The sequence below is a fragment of the Leifsonia sp. NPDC056824 genome (assembly GCF_042789575.1).
Taxonomy (GTDB): domain Bacteria; phylum Actinomycetota; class Actinomycetes; order Actinomycetales; family Microbacteriaceae; genus Leifsonia.
Map to the genome: position 1 here is coordinate 40,872 of NZ_JBHUAV010000002.1, position 24,719 is coordinate 65,590.

Annotated in this window: 27 protein-coding genes; 13 read left to right on the forward strand and 14 right to left on the reverse strand. The window is 68.3% G+C overall.

The annotated features are described in order from the left end of the window. Nucleotides 1-75 precede the first annotated feature (75 nt). Nucleotides 76-402, reverse strand: a complete 327-nt coding sequence (locus tag ACFRFH_RS09570) for a DUF6907 domain-containing protein (protein WP_382462785.1) — start codon at nucleotides 400-402, stop codon at nucleotides 76-78. 76 nt (nucleotides 403-478) lie between these two features. Continuing rightward, nucleotides 479-1,654, reverse strand: a complete 1,176-nt coding sequence (locus ACFRFH_RS09575; protein WP_382462786.1) for a tyrosine-type recombinase/integrase — start codon at nucleotides 1,652-1,654, stop codon at nucleotides 479-481. Nucleotides 1,655-2,041: 387 nt separating this feature from the next. Here ACFRFH_RS09575 and ACFRFH_RS09580 point away from each other — a divergent pair, with 387 nt between their 5' ends. Genes ACFRFH_RS09580 through ACFRFH_RS09590 form a run of 3 tightly spaced genes read left to right on the forward strand, consistent with a single transcriptional unit; the run spans nucleotide 2,042 to nucleotide 5,071 of the window. Beyond that, nucleotides 2,042-2,797, forward strand: coding sequence for a glycosyltransferase (locus ACFRFH_RS09580; protein WP_382462787.1), 756 nt, complete (start codon nucleotides 2,042-2,044; stop codon nucleotides 2,795-2,797). Nucleotides 2,798-2,853: 56 nt separating this feature from the next. Beyond that, a complete protein-coding gene (locus ACFRFH_RS09585) occupies nucleotides 2,854-4,539 on the forward strand; it encodes a DUF6798 domain-containing protein (protein WP_382462788.1) in 1,686 nt (561 codons plus the stop codon). Nucleotides 4,540-4,582: 43 nt separating this feature from the next. Beyond that, nucleotides 4,583-5,071 carry a GNAT family N-acetyltransferase gene (locus tag ACFRFH_RS09590; RefSeq protein WP_382462789.1) on the forward strand — a complete coding sequence of 163 codons (489 nt, stop codon included), beginning with the start codon at nucleotides 4,583-4,585 and terminating at the stop codon, nucleotides 5,069-5,071. A 45-nt stretch (nucleotides 5,072-5,116) separates the two neighbouring features. On the opposite strand, the gene ACFRFH_RS09595 is transcribed toward ACFRFH_RS09590, so the two are convergent. Beyond that, complete coding sequence (locus ACFRFH_RS09595; protein WP_382462790.1) at nucleotides 5,117-5,545, reverse strand: GNAT family N-acetyltransferase; 429 nt, start codon at nucleotides 5,543-5,545, stop codon at nucleotides 5,117-5,119. A 146-nt stretch (nucleotides 5,546-5,691) separates the two neighbouring features. Here ACFRFH_RS09595 and ACFRFH_RS09600 point away from each other — a divergent pair, with 146 nt between their 5' ends. Together ACFRFH_RS09600 and ACFRFH_RS09605 are read left to right on the forward strand one after the other, a co-directional pair. Further along, nucleotides 5,692-6,030, forward strand: a complete 339-nt coding sequence (locus ACFRFH_RS09600; protein ID WP_382462791.1) for a hypothetical protein — start codon at nucleotides 5,692-5,694, stop codon at nucleotides 6,028-6,030. A gap of 85 nt (nucleotides 6,031-6,115) precedes the next feature. Then, a complete protein-coding gene (locus ACFRFH_RS09605) occupies nucleotides 6,116-6,805 on the forward strand; it encodes a M15 family metallopeptidase (protein ID WP_382462792.1) in 690 nt (229 codons plus the stop codon). A gap of 749 nt (nucleotides 6,806-7,554) precedes the next feature. Here ACFRFH_RS09605 and ACFRFH_RS09610 read toward each other — a convergent pair. Further along, the gene (locus ACFRFH_RS09610; RefSeq protein ID WP_382462793.1) at nucleotides 7,555-9,681 is read right to left on the reverse strand and encodes an RHS repeat-associated core domain-containing protein; all 2,127 of its coding nucleotides are present in this window, start codon (nucleotides 9,679-9,681) and stop codon (nucleotides 7,555-7,557) included. After that, nucleotides 9,615-10,622 carry a hypothetical protein gene (locus ACFRFH_RS09615; protein WP_382462794.1) on the reverse strand — a complete coding sequence of 336 codons (1,008 nt, stop codon included), beginning with the start codon at nucleotides 10,620-10,622 and terminating at the stop codon, nucleotides 9,615-9,617. Before ACFRFH_RS09615 ends, ACFRFH_RS09610 begins: the two co-directional genes overlap by 67 nt. Here ACFRFH_RS09615 and ACFRFH_RS09620 point away from each other — a divergent pair. Further along, nucleotides 10,621-10,896 (forward strand): hypothetical protein, encoded by a 276-nt coding sequence (locus ACFRFH_RS09620; RefSeq protein WP_382462795.1) that lies wholly within the window; start codon nucleotides 10,621-10,623, stop codon nucleotides 10,894-10,896. The two genes, ACFRFH_RS09615 and ACFRFH_RS09620, sit on opposite strands and share 2 nt — an antisense overlap. 146 nt (nucleotides 10,897-11,042) lie before the next feature. Here the strand turns inward: ACFRFH_RS09620 and ACFRFH_RS09625 are convergent, their stop codons facing one another. The 5 genes from ACFRFH_RS09625 to ACFRFH_RS09645 all read right to left on the reverse strand — a co-directional run bounded on the left by ACFRFH_RS09625 (nucleotide 11,043) and on the right by ACFRFH_RS09645 (nucleotide 12,970). Then, the gene (locus ACFRFH_RS09625; protein WP_382462796.1) at nucleotides 11,043-11,585 is read right to left on the reverse strand and encodes a DUF1003 domain-containing protein; all 543 of its coding nucleotides are present in this window, start codon (nucleotides 11,583-11,585) and stop codon (nucleotides 11,043-11,045) included. A 288-nt stretch (nucleotides 11,586-11,873) separates the two neighbouring features. Beyond that, nucleotides 11,874-12,095 carry a hypothetical protein gene (locus ACFRFH_RS09630; protein ID WP_382462797.1) on the reverse strand — a complete coding sequence of 74 codons (222 nt, stop codon included), beginning with the start codon at nucleotides 12,093-12,095 and terminating at the stop codon, nucleotides 11,874-11,876. Between the two features lie 116 nt (nucleotides 12,096-12,211). Beyond that, a complete protein-coding gene (locus ACFRFH_RS09635; protein ID WP_382462798.1) occupies nucleotides 12,212-12,451 on the reverse strand; it encodes a hypothetical protein in 240 nt (79 codons plus the stop codon). Between the two features lie 19 nt (nucleotides 12,452-12,470). Beyond that, nucleotides 12,471-12,695, reverse strand: a complete 225-nt coding sequence (locus ACFRFH_RS09640; protein WP_382462799.1) for a hypothetical protein — start codon at nucleotides 12,693-12,695, stop codon at nucleotides 12,471-12,473. A 23-nt stretch (nucleotides 12,696-12,718) separates the two neighbouring features. After that, complete coding sequence (locus ACFRFH_RS09645; RefSeq protein WP_382462800.1) at nucleotides 12,719-12,970, reverse strand: hypothetical protein; 252 nt, start codon at nucleotides 12,968-12,970, stop codon at nucleotides 12,719-12,721. A 122-nt stretch (nucleotides 12,971-13,092) separates the two neighbouring features. On the opposite strand from ACFRFH_RS09645, the gene ACFRFH_RS09650 reads away from it, so the two are divergent. Together ACFRFH_RS09650 and ACFRFH_RS09655 are read left to right on the forward strand one after the other, a co-directional pair. Then, the gene (locus tag ACFRFH_RS09650) at nucleotides 13,093-13,752 is read left to right on the forward strand and encodes an HAD family hydrolase (protein ID WP_382462801.1); all 660 of its coding nucleotides are present in this window, start codon (nucleotides 13,093-13,095) and stop codon (nucleotides 13,750-13,752) included. Between the two features lie 29 nt (nucleotides 13,753-13,781). Continuing rightward, entirely contained in the window at nucleotides 13,782-14,210 is a 429-nt protein-coding gene (locus ACFRFH_RS09655) for a hypothetical protein (RefSeq protein ID WP_382462802.1), read from the forward strand. Between the two features lie 68 nt (nucleotides 14,211-14,278). On the opposite strand, the gene ACFRFH_RS09660 is transcribed toward ACFRFH_RS09655, so the two are convergent. After that, nucleotides 14,279-15,034 carry a class I SAM-dependent methyltransferase gene (locus ACFRFH_RS09660; RefSeq protein ID WP_382462803.1) on the reverse strand — a complete coding sequence of 252 codons (756 nt, stop codon included), beginning with the start codon at nucleotides 15,032-15,034 and terminating at the stop codon, nucleotides 14,279-14,281. A 147-nt stretch (nucleotides 15,035-15,181) separates the two neighbouring features. Between ACFRFH_RS09660 and ACFRFH_RS09665 the strand changes: the two genes are divergently transcribed. Next, on the forward strand, nucleotides 15,182-15,781 hold the full coding sequence (locus ACFRFH_RS09665) for an AAA family ATPase (RefSeq protein ID WP_382462804.1): 600 nt from the start codon (nucleotides 15,182-15,184) through the stop codon (nucleotides 15,779-15,781). Between the two features lie 5 nt (nucleotides 15,782-15,786). On the opposite strand, the gene ACFRFH_RS09670 is transcribed toward ACFRFH_RS09665, so the two are convergent. Next, nucleotides 15,787-16,227 (reverse strand): GNAT family N-acetyltransferase, encoded by a 441-nt coding sequence (locus ACFRFH_RS09670; protein ID WP_382462805.1) that lies wholly within the window; start codon nucleotides 16,225-16,227, stop codon nucleotides 15,787-15,789. Between the two features lie 331 nt (nucleotides 16,228-16,558). Between ACFRFH_RS09670 and ACFRFH_RS09675 the strand changes: the two genes are divergently transcribed. The 4 genes from ACFRFH_RS09675 (at nucleotide 16,559) to ACFRFH_RS09690 (ending at nucleotide 22,386) form a co-directional block, all read left to right on the forward strand. Further along, on the forward strand, nucleotides 16,559-17,536 hold the full coding sequence (locus tag ACFRFH_RS09675; protein WP_382462806.1) for a TolB family protein: 978 nt from the start codon (nucleotides 16,559-16,561) through the stop codon (nucleotides 17,534-17,536). A gap of 188 nt (nucleotides 17,537-17,724) precedes the next feature. Further along, complete coding sequence (locus ACFRFH_RS09680) at nucleotides 17,725-19,713, forward strand: protease pro-enzyme activation domain-containing protein (protein WP_382462807.1); 1,989 nt, start codon at nucleotides 17,725-17,727, stop codon at nucleotides 19,711-19,713. Nucleotides 19,714-19,816: 103 nt separating this feature from the next. Then, complete coding sequence (gene thrS, locus ACFRFH_RS09685) at nucleotides 19,817-21,784, forward strand: threonine--tRNA ligase (protein WP_382462808.1); 1,968 nt, start codon at nucleotides 19,817-19,819, stop codon at nucleotides 21,782-21,784. After that, entirely contained in the window at nucleotides 21,772-22,386 is a 615-nt protein-coding gene (locus ACFRFH_RS09690) for an HIT family protein (RefSeq protein ID WP_382462809.1), read from the forward strand. Before thrS ends, ACFRFH_RS09690 begins: the two co-directional genes overlap by 13 nt. A gap of 71 nt (nucleotides 22,387-22,457) precedes the next feature. Here ACFRFH_RS09690 and pdxY read toward each other — a convergent pair whose 3' ends face one another. Both pdxY and ACFRFH_RS09700 read right to left on the reverse strand, forming a co-directional pair. Next, nucleotides 22,458-23,309 carry a pyridoxal kinase PdxY gene (gene pdxY, locus ACFRFH_RS09695; RefSeq protein WP_382462810.1) on the reverse strand — a complete coding sequence of 284 codons (852 nt, stop codon included), beginning with the start codon at nucleotides 23,307-23,309 and terminating at the stop codon, nucleotides 22,458-22,460. Nucleotides 23,310-23,326: 17 nt separating this feature from the next. Further along, nucleotides 23,327-24,652: an aminotransferase class I/II-fold pyridoxal phosphate-dependent enzyme gene (locus ACFRFH_RS09700; protein ID WP_382462811.1), complete on the reverse strand. Its 1,326-nt coding sequence runs from the start codon at nucleotides 24,650-24,652 to the stop codon at nucleotides 23,327-23,329. Between the last annotated feature and the right edge of the window lie 67 nt (nucleotides 24,653-24,719).

The window sequence follows — 24,719 nt, forward strand, 5'->3', positions numbered from 1 at the left end:
GAGGACACGTCCCGGCGTGTCGCAAGACGAAACCCCCAGCCCTTTGGGGGCCGGGGGTTCCGTGCGCTGATGGTCTTAGTCGTTCAGTGCCGCGTGCATTGCGCGCAGCTGTGCCGCTACCTCTTCGAAGTCGGCGGCGAGGTCGGCGATGTCCTCGATGCGGACGGTGCGGCTGTACGTGGTGTCGATGTTGTACCGCTCGTGGCCACTCGTCGCGTCGAGGGTACGCCAGACGACGATCTCGCCGGGGTGCGGGTTCTCGCTGTCTTCGGTTCCGCGCTTGAGCACGATGTCGGGTGCGGTGTGAAGAAGGGTCGCGTGTGATTCGGTCTCGTCGTCGCGGTGGCCTTCGCACCATCCGACGAGGGTGCACTCCACGATGTTCGATGTAAAATGTGACACGGTTCGTTTTCCTTTGCTGGTTGCGGACTGCGCCCCTGGAACCGCCGTGAACGGTCCCGGGGGCATCTTCATGCCGTCAGTTGGCGGCAAGCTCTGACATGCGGCGGACGAGCTCAGCGTCGCGGCCGGCGGTGTGTTGGTAGCGCATGGCGGCGGAAACGGTGGAGTGTCCTAGCCGCTCTTGAATCTCTTTGAGGGTCGCGCCAGTCTGCGCGAACCGGGTCGCTCCGTAGTGGCGTAGCGCGTGAAACGGCATGTCGGAGCGTTTCGCCGCAGCGCGCGCCGGGTACCAGTGCTTAACGAACGTTGACTCGGCCAGGTGTGAGCTACCGTCCGCTGCGGGGAACAGCAGCGACTCGGGGAAGCTTCCTACGTTCTCCTTCATATGCGCCAGTACGTCGGGGTGCACATGCGGTGGCAGCGCGATGGATCGCACGCCTGCCTCGCTCTTGGTTTTGCCGACCGTGTACCCGATGCCCGTTGTGTGCGTGACCGCGCGAGCCACGTCGATGATGATGGCCTCGACGTCGCGGCCATTCTTGACGACGCGTACGTCTTTGCGGCGCAGTTCGGTGAGTTCGCCGTATCGGCATCCTGCCCATGCTGCGATCAGCACAGCGGCCTTGTAGCGGGGCGTTATCGTGTCGAGGATCTTCTGCAGTTGCGCGGGGGTCGGCGGCTCGACCTTCTTTCCGGTGCTCGCGTTCTGGGCGCCGCGGATCATGCACGGGTTTGCCGAGATCCTGCCATCCTGCACAGCGGTCGCGAGGATCGATTTCAAGAGCCCATAGGCCCGCGCGGTCTGGGTCTTGCGTCCGGTCTCGAGCTCGGCGGCATACCAGGCGCGCACCATCGCGGGGGTGATCATCGCGAGCCGTTCGGCTGTTAGCGGCGCGAGGCTGCCATCCAAGAGGCGTTCGTACTCGACGCGGGTTCGCGGTCGCAGTCCCTCGCCGTGGCGGTTTACGCGCGTCCTCAGCCATTGCTCGGCGTAGTCGCCGAGAGTGTCAGCGCGTGCTTTCTTGGCGGTGGCCACCTGCGCAGCATCGTTGGGGGACCAATCTCCGCTCAGAAGCTTGGCGTGCTGGATCGCTAGCCAACCTCGCGCGTCGGTCGGGTTATCGAAGGTGTGCGGCGCGTTGTATCGCTCCCCGTCGAGGCCGACGTAGCTGGCCTGATAGCGACCCGACGAGCGTTGCCTAATGGCGCCGAAGGACTCGCGCCGCTTGCGCTTGGTCTGCTTCGTAGCCATGTCGCTCCCTAATTTTGGGCAATACCGGGCAATATCTCGTGTCCACTTGTGTCCACTTGTGGATAACAGTGACCTTAACACGACTGGCGTGCGATCCGCGCCAAATCAACGATTTGTGCCCCTAATTGGCGTCATATCAAGGAAGTGACTCAGTAGCGCTGTCACTGGTTCGATCCCAGTATCGCCCACCAACGAAACCCCCGGGATGCCGGGGGTTTTCTGCATCTCCTGCGCCATTCCTCGTGCGCTCGCGCAAGCGACACGGTCACGGACCCGCGTATGGTCATCGGTGCGACCGAACGTTCGGTATGATCTCCCAGGCTGCGGTCCCGGATTTTCGCTCCGGCGTGCACCAGGCGGCCAGTACGAACGAGGAGCAGCCAAGCCTTGCACGACCACGCGCGAGATCATCGGATCGATCTGTCGATCGTCGTTCCCCTGCACAACAGTGCGATGGTGCTGGCCCGGACCGTCGAACGGTGGGTCGACTACCTCACGGAGGGGCACCACGAGATCATCCTCGTCGAGAACGGCTCGACCGACATCACCTGGGCGCTCGCGCAGGAGGTTGCCCGCGACAACCCGCACGTCAGTTTCCAGCTGGCGCGGTCCGACAAGGGGATGGGGAACGCTCTCCGGCGCGGAATCGAGCTGACCCGCGGTCGTCACGTCCTCCTCACGGCCGACGATCTTCCCTTCGACTTCACGGACATCGAGCAGGCGCGGACCCTCGACCCCCGACCGCGGATCGTGGTCGGATCGAAGGCTCACCCGGAGTCCGAAGTGAGCCGGGACGTTCACCGTAAGCTGTACACCTACGGCTACCGCCAGTTCCGCCGCGCTCTGCTGGGTTCGAAGGTCGGCGACTCGCAGGGCACCATCATCGCCGACGGCGACTGGCTGCGGCAGGTCGTCGGGCACGTCGACGAGCCGGGATTCCTCTTCACCACCCAACTCATCTTCATCGCCGAGCTCCAGGGAGTCTCCATTTCCGAAGTACCCGTGGTCCTGTCGTCGGACCACAGCCCCAAGCCGTCGACGGTCCGGGTCTCGGACGTCTGGGACATGGGTCTCGGCCTGCTCCGACTCCGCAAAGGCCGCACGAGGATCAATGCCGAGCTGACGGCCGAGGTCGTCGAGTGACGGCCGCGGCGAGGGCCGCCGCGTGGGGTGCCACGCTGTGGCGGTGGACCAGGGGAGTGCCCGGCATCGCGGTCGCGATGGCCGTGCTCCTCGGCACCCTCGAGGTCTGGGGGAACGCGAGCGGCGGGTACTACGCCGGCTCCGGTGACCACATCGTCCTCGCTCCGGAGGGGCTCAGCTGGGCCATCCCCGGAGCGTTCCAGAACGACTGGTTCATGGCCGCGGCGCCGCAGCCGCACTGGTTCTTCGACATCGTGACCTACCTGGGGCAGCTCTCGGGCCACCTGTCGTCCGCGTACGCGGCCTTCTGGGCCGTTGGGCTGCTCGCGTTCGGCGGTGCGACGGCCATCATCGCGGTGCGGGTCGGCGGTCGTGCCGCGTGGCCGATCGCGATCGGCTTCACCCTGCTCACCTCGCAGACGCCGTGGCTGATCGGCGGGACGGGCTCGCTGGTGATCCCGGTGGCCCTGCCGGCCGTGACGAGTGCCAGCCTGGTCTACCTCACCATCGCGGCGCTGCTCACGGAGCGCCGCTGGCTCGCGGCCGTCACCGCGGTGCTCGTCGCCATCGTGCATGTGCAGCAGGGCGCGAACATCGTCGTCGTCCTCGCGGCCTTCACCCTGATGGACGCGATCCGCCGGAAGCGGATCGACTGGCGACTGGTCGGGGCCACCGCGGTCTCACTCGCGTTCGTCGTGTTCGGTCTCGTCCTGCGGCCGGTCGCCTCCAACCTGAGCGACTTCGTCCAGATCTGCGACCAGGTGATCCCGTTTCACTGCGCCGCGCACCTGTGGGGTGGGCCGGACCTCCTCGCGACGTGGGGACTGATCGTCCTCACCGTCCTGTCCGCCTTCCTCCTGCCGAAACGCACACGTCTCGCCTGGCTGGTGACGGTCGGACTGGCGACCCTGGGCTTCGCCCTCGGCTTCGCTGCCGACTCGCTCAGCATCCCGGTCCTCGGCCAGCTCGCGCAGGGCGTGAACGTGTACCGGCTCGGCACCGTCCTGCTGCCGTTCGCGATCTGGGGGATCATGCTGCCCCTGGTCCGGCCGTCGCTGGATCGCTGGAGCGTCGTGCGACTCGCTGTCTGGGCGCTCTCCTTCTGGGCGCTGCTCCAGAGCACGAGCTGGATCGTGAAGGGGGTGACCGACCCGCTGTTCATCGCAGCGATCGTCGTCATCGTGGCAGCAGGACTCGTTGCGGTGCGATACCGCAAGCGGGTGAGCCGTGCGTTCATCGTGGGACTCACCTCGTTCCTCCTCGGTCTCCTCTTCGTCTTCGTCGCCGCCGGGTCGGGCAACCTGACCATCAAGGCGCCGAACTTCCGCTTCATCGGCGACCAGTCGCTCGTCGCGTGGGGAGCAGAGGTCCGCAATGTCGTTCCGAAGGGCAGCGTCATCGTGGCGTCGCCCCGCACGACCTGGATCAAGCTCGTCACCCAGCGTGCGGTGATCGCGGACTGCAAGGACGTGCCCTACGGCGGCGAGCCGTGGCGCGAATGGAAGCGACGGCTCGGAGCGCTGGGCGGATACGAGCAGTGCGTCGCTCCCGGCCCGATGCTGTACGCGGCGCTGTCCGCCGACGACTTGATCAAGGCCGCAGACGAGTTCCACTCGGACTTCATCAGCGTCGACCCTACGCTCGAGAAGACCGTGACGGGTCTGAAGGCACGCGGGTGGAGGGAGGTCGTCGCCTCGGCGGGACCGACCAGCACGGCCATCTTCGAGAGAGGGTCCTCCTGACCGGTGCTTCCGGGCCGCCGACGATCTTTGCGATGATCATTCGGTGACCTACGAGACCCGAGCCCCCGGCCCTTCGGATGTCGATTCCCTCGCACGACTGCATGTCGCGACATGGGTCGAGACGTACGCCGACCAGCTGCCGTCCGACTTCTTCACGCCGGAACTTCTGGAACGACGACGCGCCATGTGGGAACGGATCGTGGGTAATCCGCGCGCCGACCGGCAGGTCCAGGTGGCGACGTTCGACGGCGCTCTCGTCGGTTTCGCGTTCGCCGGGCCTCCGGTCAGCGACGGCCCGGAGGGTGTGGACCGCGAGCTGTACTCGATCTACGTTTCTCGCGATCACCACGGCAGCGGGGTCGCTCAGAGCCTCCTCGATCGGACGCTCGGCGACGGCCCCGCGTTCCTCTGGGTGGCCGAGCACAACCCGCGCGCGCAGGCGTTCTATCGCCGGAACGGCTTCGAGCTCGACGGCGCCCACAAGGTCGAGCCAGCGCTGCCTGAGCTACCGCATGCGCGGATGGTGCGGTAGCTGGGGCCGTAGAGCGTCTCCGGGCACGACCGTGGTCGGCACCGACTACGCGGTCGGATCACCCACGAGCTCCATCCAGGTTTCCGGGAAGGCCAGCGCCCCGAACCCGAACTTCGCATACAGTCCGTGCGCGTCGTTCGTGGCGAGAGCGATGCGCCTCAGTCCGAGCGGCCTGAACTCGTCGATCACGCCCGAGATGAGCATGCGGGCGATGCCGTGCCCGCGAACCTCGGGGTCCACGAACACGTCGCACAGCCAGACGAACGTCGCGCCGTCCGTCACCGCGCGGGCGTAGGCGACCTGCCGCTGGGTGCTGGTGTCGTACACACCGAAGTTGCGCGAACCGTCGATCGCTGCGTCCTGTTTCGCCCGCGAGCGCTCCGGCGCCCAGTACGACTGCTCACTGATCCAGCGGTGGACCAGTTCACGGTCGATCTCGGAAGCGTCAGCAGAGAAGCGGTATCCAGAACCCATGCCCTCATCGAAGCGCTCGGAGCGGCCGTGGTCTGCGCCGGTCTCCGGTGTGTCGTCGACACGGGCCGGCGCCGCATCCCGTGTCCCGGCTGCGTGTCGCGGCCGTGATGCGGCCCGGACCCGCCCTCCGCTGCCACTATGAGTGCGTGGACGATGACGAGCCCTATTACCCGGCTTCGCTGGAAGCGGAGCCCCTCAGCGACCGGATACGCAGGACGGTTCTCGCGGTCGCGATCGGCCTGGTCGTCGTCACGATCGCGCTCTGCATGTGGACGCTCCTGGTCGGAGACGAAGCGCACGACAGCGTGCCCGTCTGGTCGACCGCGACAGCCGCCGTCGCCGTGGTCCTGATCGCAACCTGGGGCGTGAGCGGGTTCCCGCTCCGCACCTGGACGCGACGCTCACTCGTCGCGGCCGCACTGCTGGTCGCCGTCGCCATCCCGTTCGCGGTCGCGATGACGCACTCGAAGCGCTCACGCACCTGACGAGCTGACCCGAGTCGCGCTCGGGGCCGGACGACCCGTCCGGTCGTCATGCGGTCGTCATGCTCTGGGCGGGTACGCTCTGTGGATGCTCGAACTGGTGTTGATGAGCGATCGGCGCGTCACGGATGTGCCGGTCGTGGAGTCGGGGGAGCCGCTGGTCGATCTCGAGGCGGCCGGGGTGATGGCGTTCTCCGACCGGAAACGCGACAAGAATCCGATGATCGGGTTCGTCCGGAAAGGCGTTGCGCGCCGCCTGCGCCAAGCGTCGGCGGGTTTGCCCTCCGGGTTGCGATTCCTGGGTGTCGAGGCGTACCGGCCGCCGGCGTTGCAGGAGCTCTACTTCTCCGGCTATGCGGACAGGCTGCGGCGGCTCCATCCGGAGCGGGACGACGCGGCGATCCGAAGTCTGGCGTCGCGGTTCGTCTCGCCGCCCGAGGTCGCCCCGCACCCCAGCGGCGCGGCGATCGATCTGACGCTGTGCACGATGTCCGGCGAGGAACTGGACCTCGGCTGCCCCGTGGATACGACACCGGAGGAGTCCGCCGGCGCCTGCTTCACGGCTGCCGACGGTTTGGCGACGGAGGCAGCCGAGAACCGGCAAATCTTCGTCGACGCGCTCAGCAGCGCTGGGTTGGTGAACTATCCGACCGAGTGGTGGCACTGGTCCTTCGGCGACCGGTACTGGGCGATGTCGACCGGCGCGGGCGCTGCGCTGTACGGGCCGGCTGACGCGGGGTCGGGACTCTTAGCCGAGCCGTGGAGCTCCGCGGAGTGACGGCGGACGACGGTCGGTCTGAACTCATCCTCTTCGAGGTGGCGTTAGCCGGGTCGAGGGGGCGGTGAGGGTGTCCCGTTGTGTCCAGCGTCCGGTTGCGGTGTCGTAGCTCCAACGAGCTGGCGCGCCTCATTGACATGCTCGGTGGCGCCAGCGAGTACGAGTCGTATTTCGCTCGTTCAGGGTTCAGCGTTTCGTGACGCGCCCTCGGCGTCTGCTCGTTCGCCAGCTGTCCGCGTAGATCGATCGTCATGACGACATCCTGTGGAGTGGCCTCTCTCAACGAATCCATGTTCGAGGGCGCATCAGCACAAGAACGAAAAGACCAATGACCAAGCAACTGCACCTCCGATGCTTCCAACGACGTTCCAACCGTTTCCGAGGCCTCGCAATATAGGCACAACAAACACGACTGCGGTCACGAGAATGATCAGTATGCACATGCCTAGGGCCAGGCAAAATGCTTGCTTTCGACTCATCAGGGTTCTTCGCCGGACCTATTCATCTGGCGGTGGATCTTGCGGATCGGGTATTGCCCTCCCGGCGTGAAGCCAAAGGAAATAGGCGCTCAAGCCGATTGCGCCCGCAGCAAGAGCTGCCAACCTCGCAATCAATCCCAACCCAGGGAGCAAGGCGGTCACTAGAGCGGTCAGCAGCAGCGCCGCGGCGGCGAAAGCAAGCACACGAACCAGAACCGAACGAATTCCCCATTCTCTCGAAGACTTCGCTGGCATTTGGACCCCTCCCATTCAATATGTCTGGCTCGGATCATACGTTTCGCCATTCAGGACGTCTCCCGTCAGGTTACCCACCGTAGCTCCTAGAGCAAGTGAGAATATGCCCACGGTGATGCAGCCAATAAGTGCGGAGACAACGCAAACACTTGACAACGCAACACCGGCAACGGCGGTCACCAATGTGGCTGCAGCGATAGACTCGAGCAACTGTAGGTCGCGGCCTGAAGGGTCGGCGTTGTTGATGGGGTCGTCGCCGGCGAACATGTACCGGTTGGCGTTGGCCGGGTCCAGGGGCGCGTCGAGGGTGTCCTGTTGCGTCCAGCGCCCGGTTGCGGGGTCATACCAGCGGCCGCCGAACTTCACGAAGCCGGTGGCGCGATCCTGGATGCCGCCCTTGAACAGGTAGGGGTTCTGGGTGATGCCGTTGCCGCCGCTGGTGTAGGTGAGGGTGGGCAGCCCGTACGGGTCGTAGGTGTACGAGTAGCTGGTGGTCTGGAAATCGGTTAGCAACGCAACAGGGTTCCCGATGCCGTCGTAGACGTAGAGGCATGCGATCCCGGAGCTGGTGCGCAGCATGTTCGCCGCCCCAGTCACCGGATCATTCTCCACGTACGCCTGGCCGGAGTCGACCTTGTAGCCCTCTATCACCGGGTTGCCGTTCTGGTCGGAGCGGCCGTAGGTGATCTGGACCGTGCTCCCGGAGGCAAGCTGCTCAGACAGCACCGCGTTCTGGGATGCTCCGGCGTAGGTGTAGTGATACGTCGTGCCTCCCACGACGGAGGTCATCATCTGCTCGGCGCCGTTGTAGGTGAACGAGCCGGTCGGGGTGGCGGTGAGGTTGCCTGCTCCGTCGTAGCTGTAGCCGGTATTGGTGATCTCGTTGGCAGCGTTGTAGGTCCAGGTTTGCGGGGTGCCACCGTTCACCGTCGCCGAGGTCCGATTGCCGCGCACGTCGTAGGCGTACGCGTAGCTGTTGTTGGTGCCTGTGCCGCCGGACTGGACCATCTTGGTCAGCCGGTTGGAGGTGTCGTAGCAGTAGATGGTGGTCTGTCCCAGGAGGTGATCGACCGAGGACTGGATCTTCGACCGGTCACCGGCGGCGGGCACGGTGCTCTGACAGGTGGTGCCGGTGGTGGAGGGGTCGAAGCTGTAGGTCACGTTCATCTGCGCAGTCGGGCCGGACGCCGGACCCTTGTCCGCGGTGATCGCCGTCACGCGGTTGGAGGTGTCGTAGCTGTAGTGGGTGTGCGCTGACCAGCCGCTGTTGTCGGTCGGGTTGCTGGTGGACTGCAGCCAGGTGTCGGTGCGGCGCCCGTTGGCGTCGGTGGCGAAGTTCGTGTACTGGGTGCCGCCGGAGTGCGCGTACTGGGTCTGGGTGAGCACCCCGGACGCGTCGAACACGTTCGTCGTCGTCCCACGACTGTCGGTGGTGGTCACCTGGTTGGAGGCGAGGTCGTAGCCGTACTTCTCGGTGTCACCGCCGGCGGTGTTCACCGTGGAGGTCAGCCGGCCGAGTTGGTCGAAGACGTTGGTGATCGTGCCGGAGGCGGAAACCTGGCTGGTGCGGTCGCCGACGCTGTCGTAGACGTTCGTGACCGTCGTCGTGCCATCGGAGAACGCGGTGGTCAGCAGCCGGTCATCGTTGTCGTAGGTGTAGGTGGTCGTGTTTCCGCGGCCATCGGTCTGCGTGTACAGCCGGCCGAATGCGTCATAGGTGAGCGTGCGGGCGGTGAGGGAGGTGCCGGTGACAGGGGTGATCCCGGTGAGCTGGTAGTTCGTGTACGAGTAGCTGGTCACGTTGCTGCCGTTGTCCGGCGCCGCGGCCGAGGACGGCAGTCCCACGTTCCCGGTCAGCGGGTAATTCAGCTTGGCTTGTACGGTGGTGGACGTGTTCGTGGTGGTGGTGGGGTTGCCGGGGCCGTTGTAGCCGATCGTCATCGCGTTTCCGGCGTCGTTTGACCCGCCGGAGGGCAGGTACTGGGTCTGCGCTGAGGTGTTGCCGTAGGTGAAGGTGCTGGTCGGGTTCGAGGTGCTCAGCCCTTCGGTCGCGGACGTGAGCGACTGCCCGCCGTTCACCGTGGACGAGTAGCCGTGGGAGCTGCCAGAGGCGCTGGTCGTGCCTGCCGAAAGGCTAGCCACGTCCAAGCCCTGCGGGGTGTAGCTGGCGCTGCGGGTGCGACCCGCTGCGTCCTTGACGGTGGTGACCATGTGGTTCGTGTCGATCGTGAAGTCGGCGTACCCGCGTTGTGCTGGTCCACCTGAGTGGCCCGGTTGGAGGAGTCGTACGTGATGTCGGTCTCCTCGCCGGCGGCGTTGACGATCTTCGTCAGCAGACCGGACGTGTAGGTGAAGTTCGTGGTCTTCGAGTTCGCGTCCTGGATCGAGACCAGCTGCGCGGACGAGTTCTTGGTGAACTGGACGGTCCGGCTGGACCCGTTGGCCCGCGTCACGGTCAGCGTCCCGGTCAAGGACGAGTAGCTGAAGCTCGCCGTCCGCGCCGAGGTCGGGCCAGCCGTGGACACGACCGACCCGAGGTTGCCGTACGGGAAGCTGATTGTTGTGACGTTGTTGTTGCGGTCGGCGACCTGCGTCGGCATCCCGTTCGTGTCGAAGGTGATCACCGTGTAGGTCTGTAGGAAGGTCAGCGTCCAGCCGCTCATCGAGCTGCCGGCCAAGACCGCCTTCAGCCCAGCAGGTGACGTGTATGCGGAGCCGGAGGGGGTGAACGGCCACGTCGATCCGTCCGGCCCGACCCAGACAAGCGTCCCGCTGGACTGCTGCTCCAGCTGGCCTGCGCCATCCAGGTTGTACGACCAGCTCTTGGCATCCATCGCCGAGGTCACCCCGGCGCCGCCGGAGGCGTCGAGCGAGTTGTACGAGGCGCCGATCACCGCATTGCCGTTGATGCCCGGGAGCGACAGCTCGTTCACTGTTACGTTGAAGTTGCCCGTTCCGACATCCACGCTGCCGGTCACCTGGTCGCTGATCCGGAACGAGAGCCTCGTCGCGCTCGGGCGGATGCCCGTCATCTGCGTCGTAGTCGGCCCAGTCGAGAGTGCCGCGTAGGCAGGGGTGACCATGCTCGCCAGCATCACCGCCGACGCCACCGTCGCGAACGCGGCAAGCCAGGGGAACCTGCGCCTGGACGGCGCCGAGCCGCGCGAGCTCGTGAGCGTGGACAAGCGGGACCCGTGGCGCGAGGCGCGCCTGTGCGACAACTGCATGATCTCCCCATCGGGATCAGGGTGGTGCAAGAAACAGACTCGGGTGTCGGATCCTGGCGGGCACAGCAGTGTCGTCGGTGTTCAGGCATGTGTCATCGCAGAGCGGGAGGCCGCGGGCGATGGTGCGTGAATAGACCTGTCGAGGGCATTCTCGTCAGTGAGAGAACCTCAACGAACCAGAGTCTGGACCGAGCTGTCTACCGCATCAAGTGCGAGAAAGCAGGCCGCGACGCCTGCGGGTCTTGCCCGTGCCATCGGCGTGGGCCAGCGGGCCGGCTAACGGGACGCGCTGGGCGCCCCGGCGGACGGCGTCCCGTCTTCGAGCATTCGGGCGTGGATCTCCTGCGTGAGCTTGTGGATCGTGCGGGTGAGCTCGGTGTTCTCCTCGAGGAGCTTCTGCTGGGCGATGTAGTCGTGGTCCGCCTTGGACTGCTGGAAGGCCGCTTGGCGGTTCTGCCCGATCATGACGAACGTCGACAGGAAGATCGCTTCGAGCGAGACGATGAGAGTCAGCGTCGGCCAGGGGCTCTTCTCGAACACGAGCATCCAGACGGCGAAGAGCAGGATGTGCAGGTAGACGAACATCATCGACCCGGCGAACGCGGTGATCGCGTCGGCGATACGCAGCTGAACGCTCGAGGCGCGGCGTTCGGCCTCGGCGAGCACCGCGGGATGCAACTTCTCGTGCGAGGAGTTGGCGAGCAGCCGGCTGGGCCTCAGGATCGGGCGCCGGTGCTCTGGAACAGGTGCAGTGGCTCTGGAGGTTCCGCCCGCGTTCGGCGGCGTCGGTGCTCCGGTGGGGGATGACGGCTCTGACATCGCTCTGCTCCAGGCTCGCGGCGGACTCCTCCCGCCGATGTGGTGAGCGTACTGCCAGGCCTGCGGGAGGCCGTGGATTGCGGTCGCTGGGACGCGGCCCACGCGATTGCCAGGCGGCGGAGCGGTGGTCCCGCGGGCGGCCCGCCTGTGCGCCGTCGGGGCTCGTCGCGGAGCATGGCGCGACCGCTGCGGACCCTCCGAGTGCCTTTGGATGGCCGACCGGCGGCGTCTCCCCGTGGTCGTGCACGGCGGCCGGGCTCGGAACCCGCTCGCCAGCCGGATCGTCGTTCACTTGGCGCTCCGGTCGTCTGTAGGAATGTGCTCGGCTTCGGGGTGCCGCCGGTAGTAGACATACGCTGCCCAGCCGCTGACCGCGAGCAACCCCATGAGAATGACGACCGCGAGTTGGAGAATCCACAACCGCAGGAAGGGGACGAGAAGCGCGGCGAAAACCGCGAGGGCGGTCCACAGGACCGCCGCCAGCAAGGCCTTCGACCGGTCGACCGTCACCCACCAGGGGCGTTTCCGAGGAACGCTCACCAAGTGAACATACGCCTGGCCGTGACCGCCTGCGAGATCGCTGCGCACCATCCGCGAACGACCCGACCATGAATCCCGCTGACGGATCAGTCGTCAATGGCCGCGCCGTCCGCGGTCGACCGGCGTCGCAACGCGCGGACGCCCGAGCGTCCGACCGCGACAGCGATGGGTCCGGACACGAACACCGGGAAATGCAGAAGCCGCTCCCAGAACCCGGCGCCGTGTGGGATCGGGAACCAGATCAGCCCGACCACACCGGCCGCGACGATGACCACCGCGGTGACGAGCAGAGCCCACCCGATGACGGTGTCACGCTGGGCGCGCACCGCCGCGTGATGCGGGGTGTCACCTGCGGGCCCGCTGCTTCAGGTACACGAGGATACCGATGCCGACGAATGCGACCATGGCGAGCGCGAACGTGATCGGCGAAACGTGTCCCGGATGGGTGATGAATCCGTACACACCCACGACGAGCCCGGCGACGACGAAGACCAGCGCGGAGATCCCGCGTGGTCGTGGCCGCCTCGACCCCGGCTCAGGCACGGTGAACGTCTCCGTCGTGGGAATCACGCATCATTGCCTGCCCAGCCCGCCTACTCACCACTGGTGTCCGCTGCCCGATTCGAAGCCCCGCGCCGTACGAGCGCCAGCACGATCGTTGCCACGCCGACGAGGAAGAACGCGGCGGACGCCGCAATGAGAACCCGGTCGAGGGCCAGCCTCGAACCGGTTTGTGACTGCAGCGATAGAACGCCGGCCACCGTCTCCATGATCCCGATGACGCAGTACAGGACGCCGAAGGTCAGCATGCTCCGCCACGATCGGCTCGGGACGCTGACCTTCATGCGCGGCACTGTACGCTCCTGGCGGATCGCCGCATTCCGCGAGTTCCCGGATGGCGGTCGGGCGGACGGGAACCCGTCGCCCGAGCCCCTGGGCCCCGATGTCGCTTGGCTAGAATCCCGCCATGGCCCCGCTGCCGCTCGTGATCTTCGACTGCGACGGCGTCCTGGTCGACAGCGAACGGCTGGCTCAGGACGTCGACATGAGGATGATCGGTGAGCTCGGCTGGAGGATCACGCGGCGGGAGATCCTCGAACAGCATCTCGGCCGATCCGAAGCCGCCGTCACGGCCAACATCGAGCGAGTGATCGGCCGGCCTGTCCCCGACGACTTCACGGAGCGGCGACGCGCGGCCTACGAACAGGCTTTCACGGATCGGCTCACCGAGGTTCCCGGCGTGCGCCGAGCCGTCCACGACCTGCACGGCAGCGGCCACGAAACGTGCGTGGCCTCCTCCGGCAGCCACGCGAGAATGCGGCTCACGCTGGGGATGACAGGGTTGTGGGCTCTGTTCGAGGGGCGGATCTTCAGCGCCGAGGACGTGACGCGAGGCAAGCCCGCACCTGATCTCTTCCTCCACGCGGCAGCGCAGCTGGGCCACAGGCCAGAGCGGTGCGTGGTCGTCGAGGACAGCCCCTCCGGGGTCGCCGCTGCCCGTTCCGTCGGGATGGCTGTGATCGGGTACAGCGCCCTGACGCCGCCGGAGTTGCTTCACGACGCCGACGTGCTCATCGATGAGATGGCCGGGCTGAACGACGCCATCGGGGCTCTCCGCGCCCGCTGAAACAGAGCACGTCGCGCTACCCTCTGACCGTGGGACACGGGGTCTTGGGCGCAGCGATCTTCTTCGTGTGCGTGGCGCTGATTACCGGCGCCGTGCTGGTCGCACGACGGTTCGCCTGGCGCGACGCCATCCAGGCGGCACGCGCACAGAGCTGGTCGGATGGCAGCACCCGCCTCATCGAGCAGCTGCACGGCTCGATCTTCGAGCGCGTGACGTTCGACATGGAGGACCCGCAGCTGGTGTTCCTCGGCGAGCGACGGTCGATCGTCACCATTCCCCGCTGGCCGACGGTCGTGGTCGGCACCCGCGTGCTTCGGTTCGGCGACGCGGGCTTCCGCCAGGCGATCGTGTCGTTGCAGGGCGACACCGTCCGATCCGCCCGGACGTCTCGGGATCGGGAGGTCGTGATCGAGCCGGGTGGGGGGACGTTCCTCATCGAGCCGAGCGCGGGGGAGTGAGAGGCGGGAGGATCGGGAAGCTGTCCGCGGCGCTCACTCCCCGGCCACGTTCACGACGTCGACGATCCTCACTGCGGCGGCTCCGCCACCAGCACGAAGAGCACGAACGCGAGGAACCGCCCGCTCGCGTGCTTCCGGATCTCCGGGAAGCGGTCGAACGCCTCCGGTGCGGGGGCCGGCTCGCTGATCGTAGCGATCCTGAAGCCGGCGGCGGCGAACGCGTCGGTCATCGCGTGCAGCGGCCGATCCCAGAAGGTGAGCTCGGCGGTCCGGCCTCCGAGCACCCACTCCTCGGTCCGCTCGTGGACCCCGAAGTACTCGCGGTCGCCGCCCGACAGCCGGTCGGAGAGGAAGAGGGCGGTGGGATGCTCCTCCGACACGATCAGGCGCCCGCCGGGCCGGAGGACGCGGTGGAGCTCGGCGAGGGTCGGTCCCCAGTCCTTCAGGTAGTGGAGGACCTGCGAGGCGACGACGTCGTCGAAGCTGTCGTCGTCGAACGGCAGCGGCTCTGCCAGGTCGGCGACGTGCAGGTCGACTCCGGTCCCGAGCCGGGCTCGTGCCTGTTCGAGCATCCCGGCGCTCGCGTCGACGCCGGTGACCATCGCACCACGGTCGCGGAGGTCGGCCAGGATCGGTCCCGAACCGCACCCGACGTCCAGGATGCGGTGACCGGCGACATCGCCTGCGAGCTCCACGAGCGCGGGCCGGTTGTAGTACTCGTTCAGCAGGCTGGTCGCGTTGAGCTCCGTGTAGCCCTCGGCGATCGCGTCGTAGGGAGCCGCGCGAGGAGTGTGGTCACGGTCGGCGTCGAGTGATCGAGTCATAACGGCATGCTTTCAGACGGAGCGGTCAGCCCGCATCCGCGATCACCTGGTCGATCCAGCCGTGCCGCGGCAGCGCTCGGATCGACAGGATGTAGTCGGACAGCGGCATCCCTGCAGCCTACGCAGCCCCGGGCTACCCTGTCCGTCATGCCGTCGCAACAGCCGCCACTCCCGCCCGCCGCCGCCGGCCCCGCCCTCATACTGGTCGTCGGCCGCCCCGCGTCGGGGAAGACCACCGTCAGCACGGCCATCGCCGACCGCTGGGGGCTCCCCGTGGTGTCCAAGGACGGGCTGAAGGAGGTCCTGTTCGACACCCTCGGCGCCGGCGACCGGGAGTGGTCGATGACGCTGGGCCGCGCAAGTTTCGCGCTGCTCGACTACGTGGTCGAGCGGCAGCTGCAGGCGGGCGCCCCCTTCGTGGTGGACGCAGCGTTCAACGCCGCCTACGAGGACGCCAAGTTCCAGGCGTGGCAGGCGCAGTACGGGTTCACGACGATCCAGGTGCACTGCACCGCGCCGGCGGACGAGCTGGTCCGCCGGTTCGAGCAACGCGCCCGCGACGGGTCGCGGCATCCCGGTCACGGCGACCACGCCTGGGTCGAGCAGTTCCGGGAGAGCGTCGACGACGACCGGCGGGAGGTGCTCGACCTGCGCGGGACGGTGCTGCCGTACCCCTCGGAGGCTCCCGGGGCGCTGGACGCCCTGCTCGCGCGACTCGACCGGCTCCTGTCAGCGCCCGGGCGCTGAGCGACCTAGTCCCGCGCCCCCGCGTACCGCATCAGCGTCGACTCCCGGCGCACGAACCCCACCGACTCGTACAGCGCGATCGCCGCCCGCCGGCTCGGTCGCGAGGTCAGGTCCAGCGTCCGGAGGCCCCGCGCCTCGGCGAGCTGGATGATCGCCTCCAACAGCCGCCGGGCGATGCCCCGGCCGCGGTGCGCCTCATCCACCACCACGTCGTCCACATGACCGCGCCAACCGGTCGTGAGCGGGAACGAGGCCAGCGTCGCCATCCCGGCCACCTCGCCGTCCACGCGGGCGAGCCGCAGGTCGGCGCCCGGGTGGCCCAGCATCGCCACCAGCCGCTCCTCGTCGAACGTGGATGAGCGGGAGAGCTGCGGGAGCAACCGGCGGATGGCCTCCAGGTCGGCGCTGTCGAGGGCGGTCGGGACGTCGATCTCGATCGTGGTCATGCGCTCCACCGTAACCTCCGCTCACCGTCACGGCGCACCGGTCCCGGCCCGGCGCGAACCCATCCGGATTCCGCGCATCCCATCCAGCTCGCGCAGAACGCTTGCCATGACGGTTCCTCCTGATGCACCGTGAGCGTGCGGGCGCCGGGTGTCAGATCATCGGCTTCCGGTTCCCGGCAGGTGATTGCTCGTGGAGACGTGCGTCAGGGTCGCGGCCCGAACCGCGAACCGGCCACGGCCGGTATGGAGGCAGGCGGTCGCGGGGGATCGCCTGCGATGAACCATGCGCCACAGCGGCGGGAAGGGTGGTGTCGTCCGGCGGCGGGTCAGTGTGCTCGCTCCTCTGTTCGGCGCCGCCCTGCTCGTCGCCGCGCTGCTGGCCGCCGCGCTGCTGGCGGCCACCCTGCGAGCCCCCAAGTCCGCGTCCGCGGCCGCCCATGAGGTCGGGGTGTACGTCTGGTCGCGCGTCAGCGATTCGGGCACCAGCACCCACCTCGCCCTCTACGACTTCGCCAGCCACCGGGTCCGTCAGCTGACGCACCCACCCGACCTCTCGGTCGACTACGGCCCCCGGGTGTCACCCGACGGCCGCTACGTGCTCTTCGGCCGTGCGACCGGGAGCCTCCGCTTCGAGGTGCGGGTCATCGGGCTCGACGGTCGGGGCGAACGACGCCTCGACGACGGCAGCCGGCTCGCCCCCGACGGGCCGACTCACCCGGTGTGGGCGCCCGACGGCCACCATGTGATCTACACGATGCAGACCGGGGACCGGCGAGGCGAGTTGTGGCAGACCGACCTCGCCGGGGCTATTCACATCCGAATAACCGCGGGCAGCCCGGGATTCAGCCAGAGCGCCCCGACGTTCGCACCGGCCGGGTACCGTGTCGTGCTGGCACACGACCCCACCGGTCGGACCGCGCTGTTCCGGGAGGACCGCGACGGCTCGCACAGTGTCCAGCTCACCGCCTGGTCCCTGGGCGTCGGGATCGCCCATGTCTCCACCGCGCGCTCAGGGCCGACCCGCGACCTGCTCGCCTTCACCATCGGCGCACAACTGGCGACGATGCCGGCGACGTGCCGGTCCGTCGCCGCCTGCTACGCGAAGCTCAGATACGTCGCGCCCGGCAGGATCGCGTTCGGCGTCACCTGGGCCGGCGGCCGGGCCATCGTGTTCCACGACCCGACCCAGGGGCGCGGCCGGGAGGGGACGCTCTGGGCGCTCATCTGGTACGGCGACCGGCCGGTGCTGCGCGAGCTGCCGGTCACCGACCATGCCGAACCGACGTGGCGGCACATCCCGCTGCGGTGAACGTCGTCGCCCCTTTCTGAACACTTTCTCAGAAAACCATGCTTGGTCTACCCCCGTTCACAGGGGTTGGATAGCCGTGCGCTTACCAGCGCATCCATCGCATTGGTGAAAGGACATCCATGCGCACGACAACCAGAACCCTCAGGGCCGCAGCCGTCACCACCGGCGCGGCCCTTCTCTTTGCCGCGGTGGCAGCGTCACCCGCCGTCGCATCACCAGGAAGGAACGCCCTACCGGGCAGCCAACCGGCCTGGGCGAACGCGAAAGCGCTCCGCTCCGCAGCCCCCGCGACCGACACGGTCGACCTGCGGGTGTACCTGCCGTGGCAGAACCAGGCGCAGGCGGCGGCGACGGCGCTCGCCGTGTCCACGCCCGGCTCGGCGAGCTATCGGCACTACCTGACCCCGCAGCAGTTCCGCCAGCAGTTCGCTCCCGCGCAGTCCAGCGTGGTCGCGGTGCAGCAGTTCCTGCGGTCCGCCGGGTTCAACATCGTGGACACGCCGTCCAACAACCGCTACGTCTCCGCCGAGGGCACCGTCGCCCAGGCGCAGAGCGCGTTCGGGGTCACCCTCGGCGAGTACGACGCCTACGGCACCACGCTGCGCGCGCCGGAGTCCGCGGTCACCATCCCGGCCTCCCTCAACGGGATCGTCGAGAGCGTGGCGGGCCTCGACCAGGGCGCCGACCTGATCGCGCCGAGCAACACGAACGGCAACGGCCCGAACCAGGTGCACGGCGCACCGTCCGCGGGCTTCCGCGCCGGCCAGCCGTGCTCGCTCTGGTACGGGGAGAAGACGGTCGCGATGCCGAACGCCCCCGCGTACGGCACCAGCAGCAAGCCGATCGCCCCATGCGGGTACACGCCGGCCCAGGTGCGCGGCCTCTACGGCCTCGACTCCGTCGCCGCGACGGGAGCGGGCCAGACGGTCGCCTTCGTCGGCGCCACCGCGAGCCCGACGATCGTGCAGGACGTGACGAAGTACAGCAGCCTGCACAACCTGCCCGCACCGAAGATCACCCAGATGGTGGCGCCGGGGGTCTACAAGCTCCCCGACACGCCCAAGCAGACGCCTGGTGACTTCTACGGTGAGGAGACGCTGGACGCCGAGGCCATCCACTCGATGGCGCCGGATGCCAGCCTGCTCTATGTCGCCTCGTCGAACGCGCGGCAGGACTTCGACGCGTCGGTGAACCACATCGTCGACAAGCACCTGGCGAGCATCCTCTCGATCAGCTACGGGTTCGCAGGGGAGGCCGTGCCGCAGGGCTTCATCAACAGCCTGAACAACACGTTCATCCAGGCGGCCGCGACCGGCATCGGCGTGTTCGTCTCCAGCGGTGACAGCGGTGACGAGGTCGGCAGCTTCGGTTCGCCCCAGGTCGACTTCTACGCCGACAGCCCGTGGGTGACCGCGGTCGGCGGTTCGTCCGCCTCCGTCGTCCCGACCGGCGCTGCTCCGACCGGTCTCGGCTACGGCTCGGTCGACGACCCGTCCTCCGCCCTCAACCAGAACGGCTGGAAGCGGTCGTTCGAGGTGGGCTGGCAGACCGGGCTCGACGCGGTGAAGCCCACCGCGACCGACCACATCACGAGCGCGCCGTACGAACTGGACGGCACGTTCGCGGCGGCCCTGCCGGGCAACTTCAACGGCGGTGGCGGTGGAGGCGTGAGCAAGATCTTCGCGCAGCCGTCCTACCAGGCCGCGGCGGTCGGCTCGGCGTCCGGACGACTGGTGCCCGACATCAGCGCCCTGGCCGACCCGAACACGGGCCTGCTCGTCGGTCAGACCCAGACGTTCAGCAACGGGACGTACTACGACGAGTACCGCATCGGCGGCACCTCCGTCGCCGCTCCGCTGACCGCGGGCATGGCGGCCGTCGCCAACCAGGTCGCCGGCGCTCCGCTCGGGTTCCTGAACCCGCGCATCTACGGGGCGTACTCGGCCGGAGGCTCGGCGTACTACGACGTCGACCAGAAGGACATGTTCGGCTCGGCGCTGCCGAGCGTCCTCCGGGTGAACTACGTCGACAGCGAGAGCGCCGCGGGCGGTCTCAGCTACAGCCTGCGGACCCAGGAGTCGCCGAACCAGACGCTCCACAGCACCAAGGGCTACGACACCGCCACCGGAGTGGGGACGCCGAACGGCGCCTCCTTCTTCGCAGCGATCACGAAGTAGCGCGTCCATCGCAGTGCCGAGTGCCCCCTCCCGGACGGGAGGGGGCACTCGTGCCGACTAGGCTTGACGCATCCCATTGGAATACGACTCAAGGAGTGGACAGGTGGCCGACGGCTTCGAGCTCTTCACCGACCGTTCCGTTGTCGCGATGCGCGTCAACGGTGAGCTGAAGGATCTCGCGACGACCGTCACGACCACCGACACCGTCGAGCCGGTCACCATCGACTCGCCCGAGGGCCTCAGCATCCTCCGCCACTCCACCGCGCACGTCCTCGCGCAGGCCGTGCAGGCGGTCAACCCGGAGGCCAAGCTCGGCATCGGGCCGCCCATCACCGACGGCTTCTACTACGACTTCGACGTCGCCGAGCCGTTCACCCCCGAGGACCTGAAGGCCCTCGACAAGGAGATGGCGCGGATCGTGCGCGCGGGCCAGCGTTTCATGCGCCGCGTGGTCACCGACGACGAGGCGCGCGCCGAGCTCGCCGGCGAGCCGTACAAGCTCGAGCTGATCGGCCTCAAGGGCTCCGGCGCGGAGTCCGGCGGCGACGAGTCCGTGGAGGTCGGCTCCGGCGAGCTGACGATCTACGACAACGTCGACCCGAAGACCGGCGAGACGGTCTGGAAGGACCTCTGCCGCGGCCCGCACGTCCCGAGCACGCGCATGCTCGGCAACGGCTGGGCGCTCACCCGCGTCGCCGCCGCCTACTGGCGCGGCTCGGAGAAGAACCCGCAGCTCCAGCGCATCTACGGAACCGCGTGGCCCAGCAAGGACGAGCTGCGCGCGTACCAGACCCGCATGGAGGAGGCCGCCAAGCGCGACCACCGCAAGCTCGGCGCGGAGCTCGACCTGTTCAGCTTCCCCGACGAGATCGGCTCGGGCCTGGCGGTGTTCCACCCCAAGGGCGGGATCATCCGCAACGAGATCGAGAACTTCATGCGCGAGCGGCTGATCGCGAACGACTACGAGCTGGTGAACACGCCGCACATCACCAAGGCGCACCTGTACGAGATCAGCCAGCACCTCAACTGGTACAAGGACGGAATGTTCCCGCCCATGCATCTGGACGAGGAGCGCGACGCCGAGGGCAACATCACCCGGCAGGGGCAGGACTACTACCTCAAGCCGATGAACTGCCCGATGCACAACCTGATCTTCCGGGCGCGCGGGCGCAGCTACCGCGAGCTGCCGCTGCGCCTGGCGGAGTTCGGCACCGTGTACCGGTACGAGAAGTCCGGCACGCTCTCCGGCCTGACCCGCGTGCGCGGCCTGACGCAGGACGACGCGCACATCTACGTGACCGACGAGCAGATCAAGGACGAGGTCGCGCGCCAGCTCGAGTTCGTGCTGGAGACCCTGCGCGGCTACGGCCTCACCGACTTCTACCTGGAGCTCTCCACCAAGGACCCGGAGAAGTACGTCGGCAGCGACGAGAGCTGGGAGACCGCGACCCAGACCCTCCACGAGGTGGCCGTCGAGTCCGGGCTGGAGCTCGTGGACGACCCGGGCGGAGCGGCCTTCTACGGCCCGAAGATCTCGGTGCAGGCCCGCGACGCGATCGGCCGCACCTGGCAGCTCTCGACGGTCCAGCTCGACTTCAACCAGCCGGAGCTGTTCGAGCTGGAGTACAACGCGGCCGACGGCACGCGCAAGCAGCCGGCGATGATCCACCGCGCGCTGCTCGGTTCGATCGAGCGGTTCTTCGCGATCCTGCTGGAGCACTACGCGGGCGCCTTCCCGGTCTGGCTGTCGCCGATCCAGGTCGTGGGCATCCCGGTCGCCGACAACTACGGGCCGTTCCTGGACGACGTGATCGCCCGGCTGAAGGCCAGGGGAGTGCGCGCCGAGGTGGACCACTCCGACGACCGCATGCAGAAGAAGATCCGCACGCACACGAAAGCCAAGGTGCCCTTCCAGCTCATCGTGGGCGAGGAGGACGCCACGGCAGGCACGGTCAGCTTCCGCTTCCGCGACGGCAGCCAGCGCAACGGCGTGACCGTGGACGAGGCGATCGAGCGGATCGTCGCGAGCATCGAGAGCCACGAGCTGGTCGAGACGGCATGGCTCGACTGAGCCTCGACGACTACGCCGACGGCTCGGCCGGTGAGGGCGGCGGGGACGTCCACGCGGAGGGAATCCGCGTGGACGACCCGTCGCACCTCGTCGGCGTGCCCGACGAGTTCCAGCGGCTGTGGACCCCGCACCGGATGGTCTACATCCAGCACGGCCAGCAGCCGGGCAAGGACGACTGCCCGTTCTGCGTCGCCCCGATCCTGAGCGACGAGGACGCGCTGATCGTCGCGCGCGGCGAGCACGCCTACGCGCTGCTCAACCTGTTCCCGTACAACAGCGGCCACCTGCTGGTCTGCCCGTACCGCCACATCGCGAACTACGACGAGGCGACGCCGGAGGAGGTCGCCGAGATCGGCAGCATCACCCAGACCGCGATGCGCGTCATCCGCGAGGTCTCGCACAACGACGGCTTCAACATCGGGATGAACCAGGGCGAGGTCGCCGGCGCCGGGATCGCCGCGCACCTGCACCAGCACATCGTGCCGCGCTGGGCGCAGGACGCGAACTTCTTCCCGATCATCGCCAAGACGAAGGCGTTGCCGCAGCTCCTCGGCGAGGTCCGCGAGGCCATCGCGAACGCCTGGCCCCACGACGCCGACTGACCCCCCCGCATTCGTGCCGAATGTCGTGTTTGCGGGCGCGAAAGGCGACATTCGGCACGAATGCGTGCGGGTCAGCGCACCTGCGTGACGGTGAACTGCTCTCGCGGGTGCGCGTACGACTCCTGGGACTCCACAAGCTGCAGCTCGCGCTCACCCGACGCGAGCGTGTTCGCGAGCAGGTCGTACACGCTGGACACGGTCTTGCTCAGCGCGGAGGCCGCATCGCCGGACGCGACATAGTGTGCCGTGAACAGCGCCGCCGTGACGTCGCCCGACCCGTTCGCCTTCAGCGGCAGCCGCGGCGTCTGCACGATCCACGCGCCCGCGTCGTCCACCGCGAGCATCTCGATCGTGTCCTCCGGCTGGTCCGGCCGCTCCACACTGGTGACGAGGACGGTGCGCGGCCCCATCGCCCGCGCGGCGTCGACCGAGGCGAGCGTGGACTCCAGGTCGGCCGGCTCGGTCCCGGTGAGGTAGCCGAGCTCGAACTGGTTCGGCGTGATGATGTCGGCGACCGGGACGACCCTGTCGCGCAGCAGCTCGGGGATGGCCGGCGCGACGAAGCAGCCGGATTTGGCGTTGCCCATCACCGGGTCGCACGCGTACACGGCGTTCGGGTTGGCCGCCTTGACGCGGGCCACGGCGTCCACGATCACGTCCCCGATGCCCTCGCTGCCCTGGTATCCGGACAGGACGGCGTCGATGCTCCCGAGCACACCCCGCTCCTCGATCCCGGTGATCACCGCCCGAACGTCGTCCGGCGCGATCAGCGGCCCACGCCACGCGCCGTAGCCCGTGTGGTTGGAGAAGTTCACGGTGTAGACGGGGAGGACCTCCACGCCGATGCGCTGGAGCGGGAACACGGCGGCGGAGTTGCCGACGTGGCCGTAGGCGACAGCGGACTGGATGGAGAGGATACGCATCCTTCGATCCTGGCAGATCAGACGCGGGCCGAGCGCTCGGCCGCCTCCACCAGGTCGTCCACCAGCCGGCCCGCCTCCTCGTCGCCGAGGTCGTGCACGGTCAGCCGCAGGTGATGCGACGCTGCGGGCCGCCCTCCCAGCAGGAACTCGTCCCCGGTCCGCGCCAGCCACCCGCGCCGCATCAGCCGCTCCGCCACGATCCGCGCCTCGACCGGCAGCTCCACCCAGAGGTTGAGCCCGTCGCCGGCCTCGGTCGGGAGGCCCCGAGCGCTGAGCAGCGCCGCGAACGCCGCGTTCCGCGCGGCGTAGTGCCGACCGGCCTCCGCGACCTCGCTCAGCACCGTGTCGTCGGTGAGCTGCGCGAGCACGAGCCGCTGGAGGATGTGGCTCACCCAGGTGGTGCCCGGGCTCAGCCGGAAGGCGAGCCGGTCGGCGGTCTCCGCGTCCGTCGCGGCGATCGCGAGGCACATGTCGGGGCCGAGGAACTTCGAGACCGAGCGGACCAGCGCGAAGCGGCGGTGGCCCGGCCCGATCAGCGTCTCGTACGGCCGTTGCGACAGCATGGAGAAGTGGTCGTCCTCAATGACGAGCACGTAGGGATGGTCGGCCAGCAGCGCACGCAGGGCGGCGGCGCGCGCGGGGGAGAGGGTGGCGCCGGTCGGGTTCTGGGCGCGCGGCGTGCAGATGATCGCGCGCACGCCGTCGTCGAGCGCCGCGCGCAGGCCGTCCACCGTCATCCCCTCGGCGTCCACCGGCACGGGCACGGCGCGGTAGCCGCCGTGGCGGACCGTGTGGATGCTGGCCAGGAAGCACGGGTCCTCGAGCGCGACCGCGTCGTCGCGCAGTAGCGCCTGGGCCAGGAGCCGCTCGACGGCGTCGACCGCGCCGTTCGTCACGGTGATCCGGAGGTCCGGATTCGGCAGGTCCTCCCGCACCCAGGCGAGCGCGATGGCCTCCAGGGCCGGGTCGATCACCGGCTCGCCGTAGAGCACCGGCCGCCCGGTCGCGCGGGCCAGGGCGGAGGAGAGGTCGGGGATGCGGCCGGGATCGGGATTGCCCGTGCCGACGTCGCGGAGGACGTTGTCGGCCGCGTAGCCCTCCTGCGCGACGGCCTCCACGCCCGCGATGACCGTGCCGGCCCTGCCGCGTGCGACGACCACGCCCGCCTGCGCCAGCAGCCGGTACGCGGCGACGGCCGTGTTGCGGTTGACCTGCAGCCGGGCGGCCAGCTCGCGCACCGGGGGGAGGGCGTCGCCACGGCGCAGCGCACCGCGTTCGTGCAGTGCTCGCACGCTCGCCGCGATCTCCGCCGCGGTCGTGCCCGTGATGACCTGTTCGTCCAATTTCCGCTCCCCGGCGTCGAGTCTAACCAGCCCTCAGGAGGATGATATCTTCGGCATAGGCCAAAAC

Bases quoted from the DNA above. Each gene is read 5' to 3' on its own strand.
- ACFRFH_RS09625 (WP_382462796.1), bottom strand. From the start codon at position 11,585: ATGTCAGAGCCGTCATCCCCCACCGGAGCACCGACGCCGCCGAACGCG.
- pdxY (WP_382462810.1), bottom strand. From the start codon at position 23,309: ATGCGTATCCTCTCCATCCAGTCCGCTGTCGCCTACGGCCACGTCGGC.
- ACFRFH_RS09690 (WP_382462809.1), top strand. From the start codon at position 21,772: ATGGCTCGACTGAGCCTCGACGACTACGCCGACGGCTCGGCCGGTGAG.
- ACFRFH_RS09595 (WP_382462790.1), bottom strand. From the start codon at position 5,545: ATGGGTTCTGGATACCGCTTCTCTGCTGACGCTTCCGAGATCGACCGT.
- ACFRFH_RS09620 (WP_382462795.1), top strand. From the start codon at position 10,621: ATGCTCGCCAGCATCACCGCCGACGCCACCGTCGCGAACGCGGCAAGC.
- ACFRFH_RS09645 (WP_382462800.1), bottom strand. From the start codon at position 12,970: ATGAAGGTCAGCGTCCCGAGCCGATCGTGGCGGAGCATGCTGACCTTC.
- ACFRFH_RS09605 (WP_382462792.1), top strand. From the start codon at position 6,116: ATGCTCGAACTGGTGTTGATGAGCGATCGGCGCGTCACGGATGTGCCG.
- ACFRFH_RS09670 (WP_382462805.1), bottom strand. From the start codon at position 16,227: ATGACCACGATCGAGATCGACGTCCCGACCGCCCTCGACAGCGCCGAC.
- ACFRFH_RS09665 (WP_382462804.1), top strand. From the start codon at position 15,182: ATGCCGTCGCAACAGCCGCCACTCCCGCCCGCCGCCGCCGGCCCCGCC.
- ACFRFH_RS09650 (WP_382462801.1), top strand. From the start codon at position 13,093: ATGGCCCCGCTGCCGCTCGTGATCTTCGACTGCGACGGCGTCCTGGTC.
- ACFRFH_RS09660 (WP_382462803.1), bottom strand. From the start codon at position 15,034: ATGACTCGATCACTCGACGCCGACCGTGACCACACTCCTCGCGCGGCT.
- ACFRFH_RS09575 (WP_382462786.1), bottom strand. From the start codon at position 1,654: ATGGCTACGAAGCAGACCAAGCGCAAGCGGCGCGAGTCCTTCGGCGCC.
- ACFRFH_RS09615 (WP_382462794.1), bottom strand. From the start codon at position 10,622: ATGGTCACCCCTGCCTACGCGGCACTCTCGACTGGGCCGACTACGACG.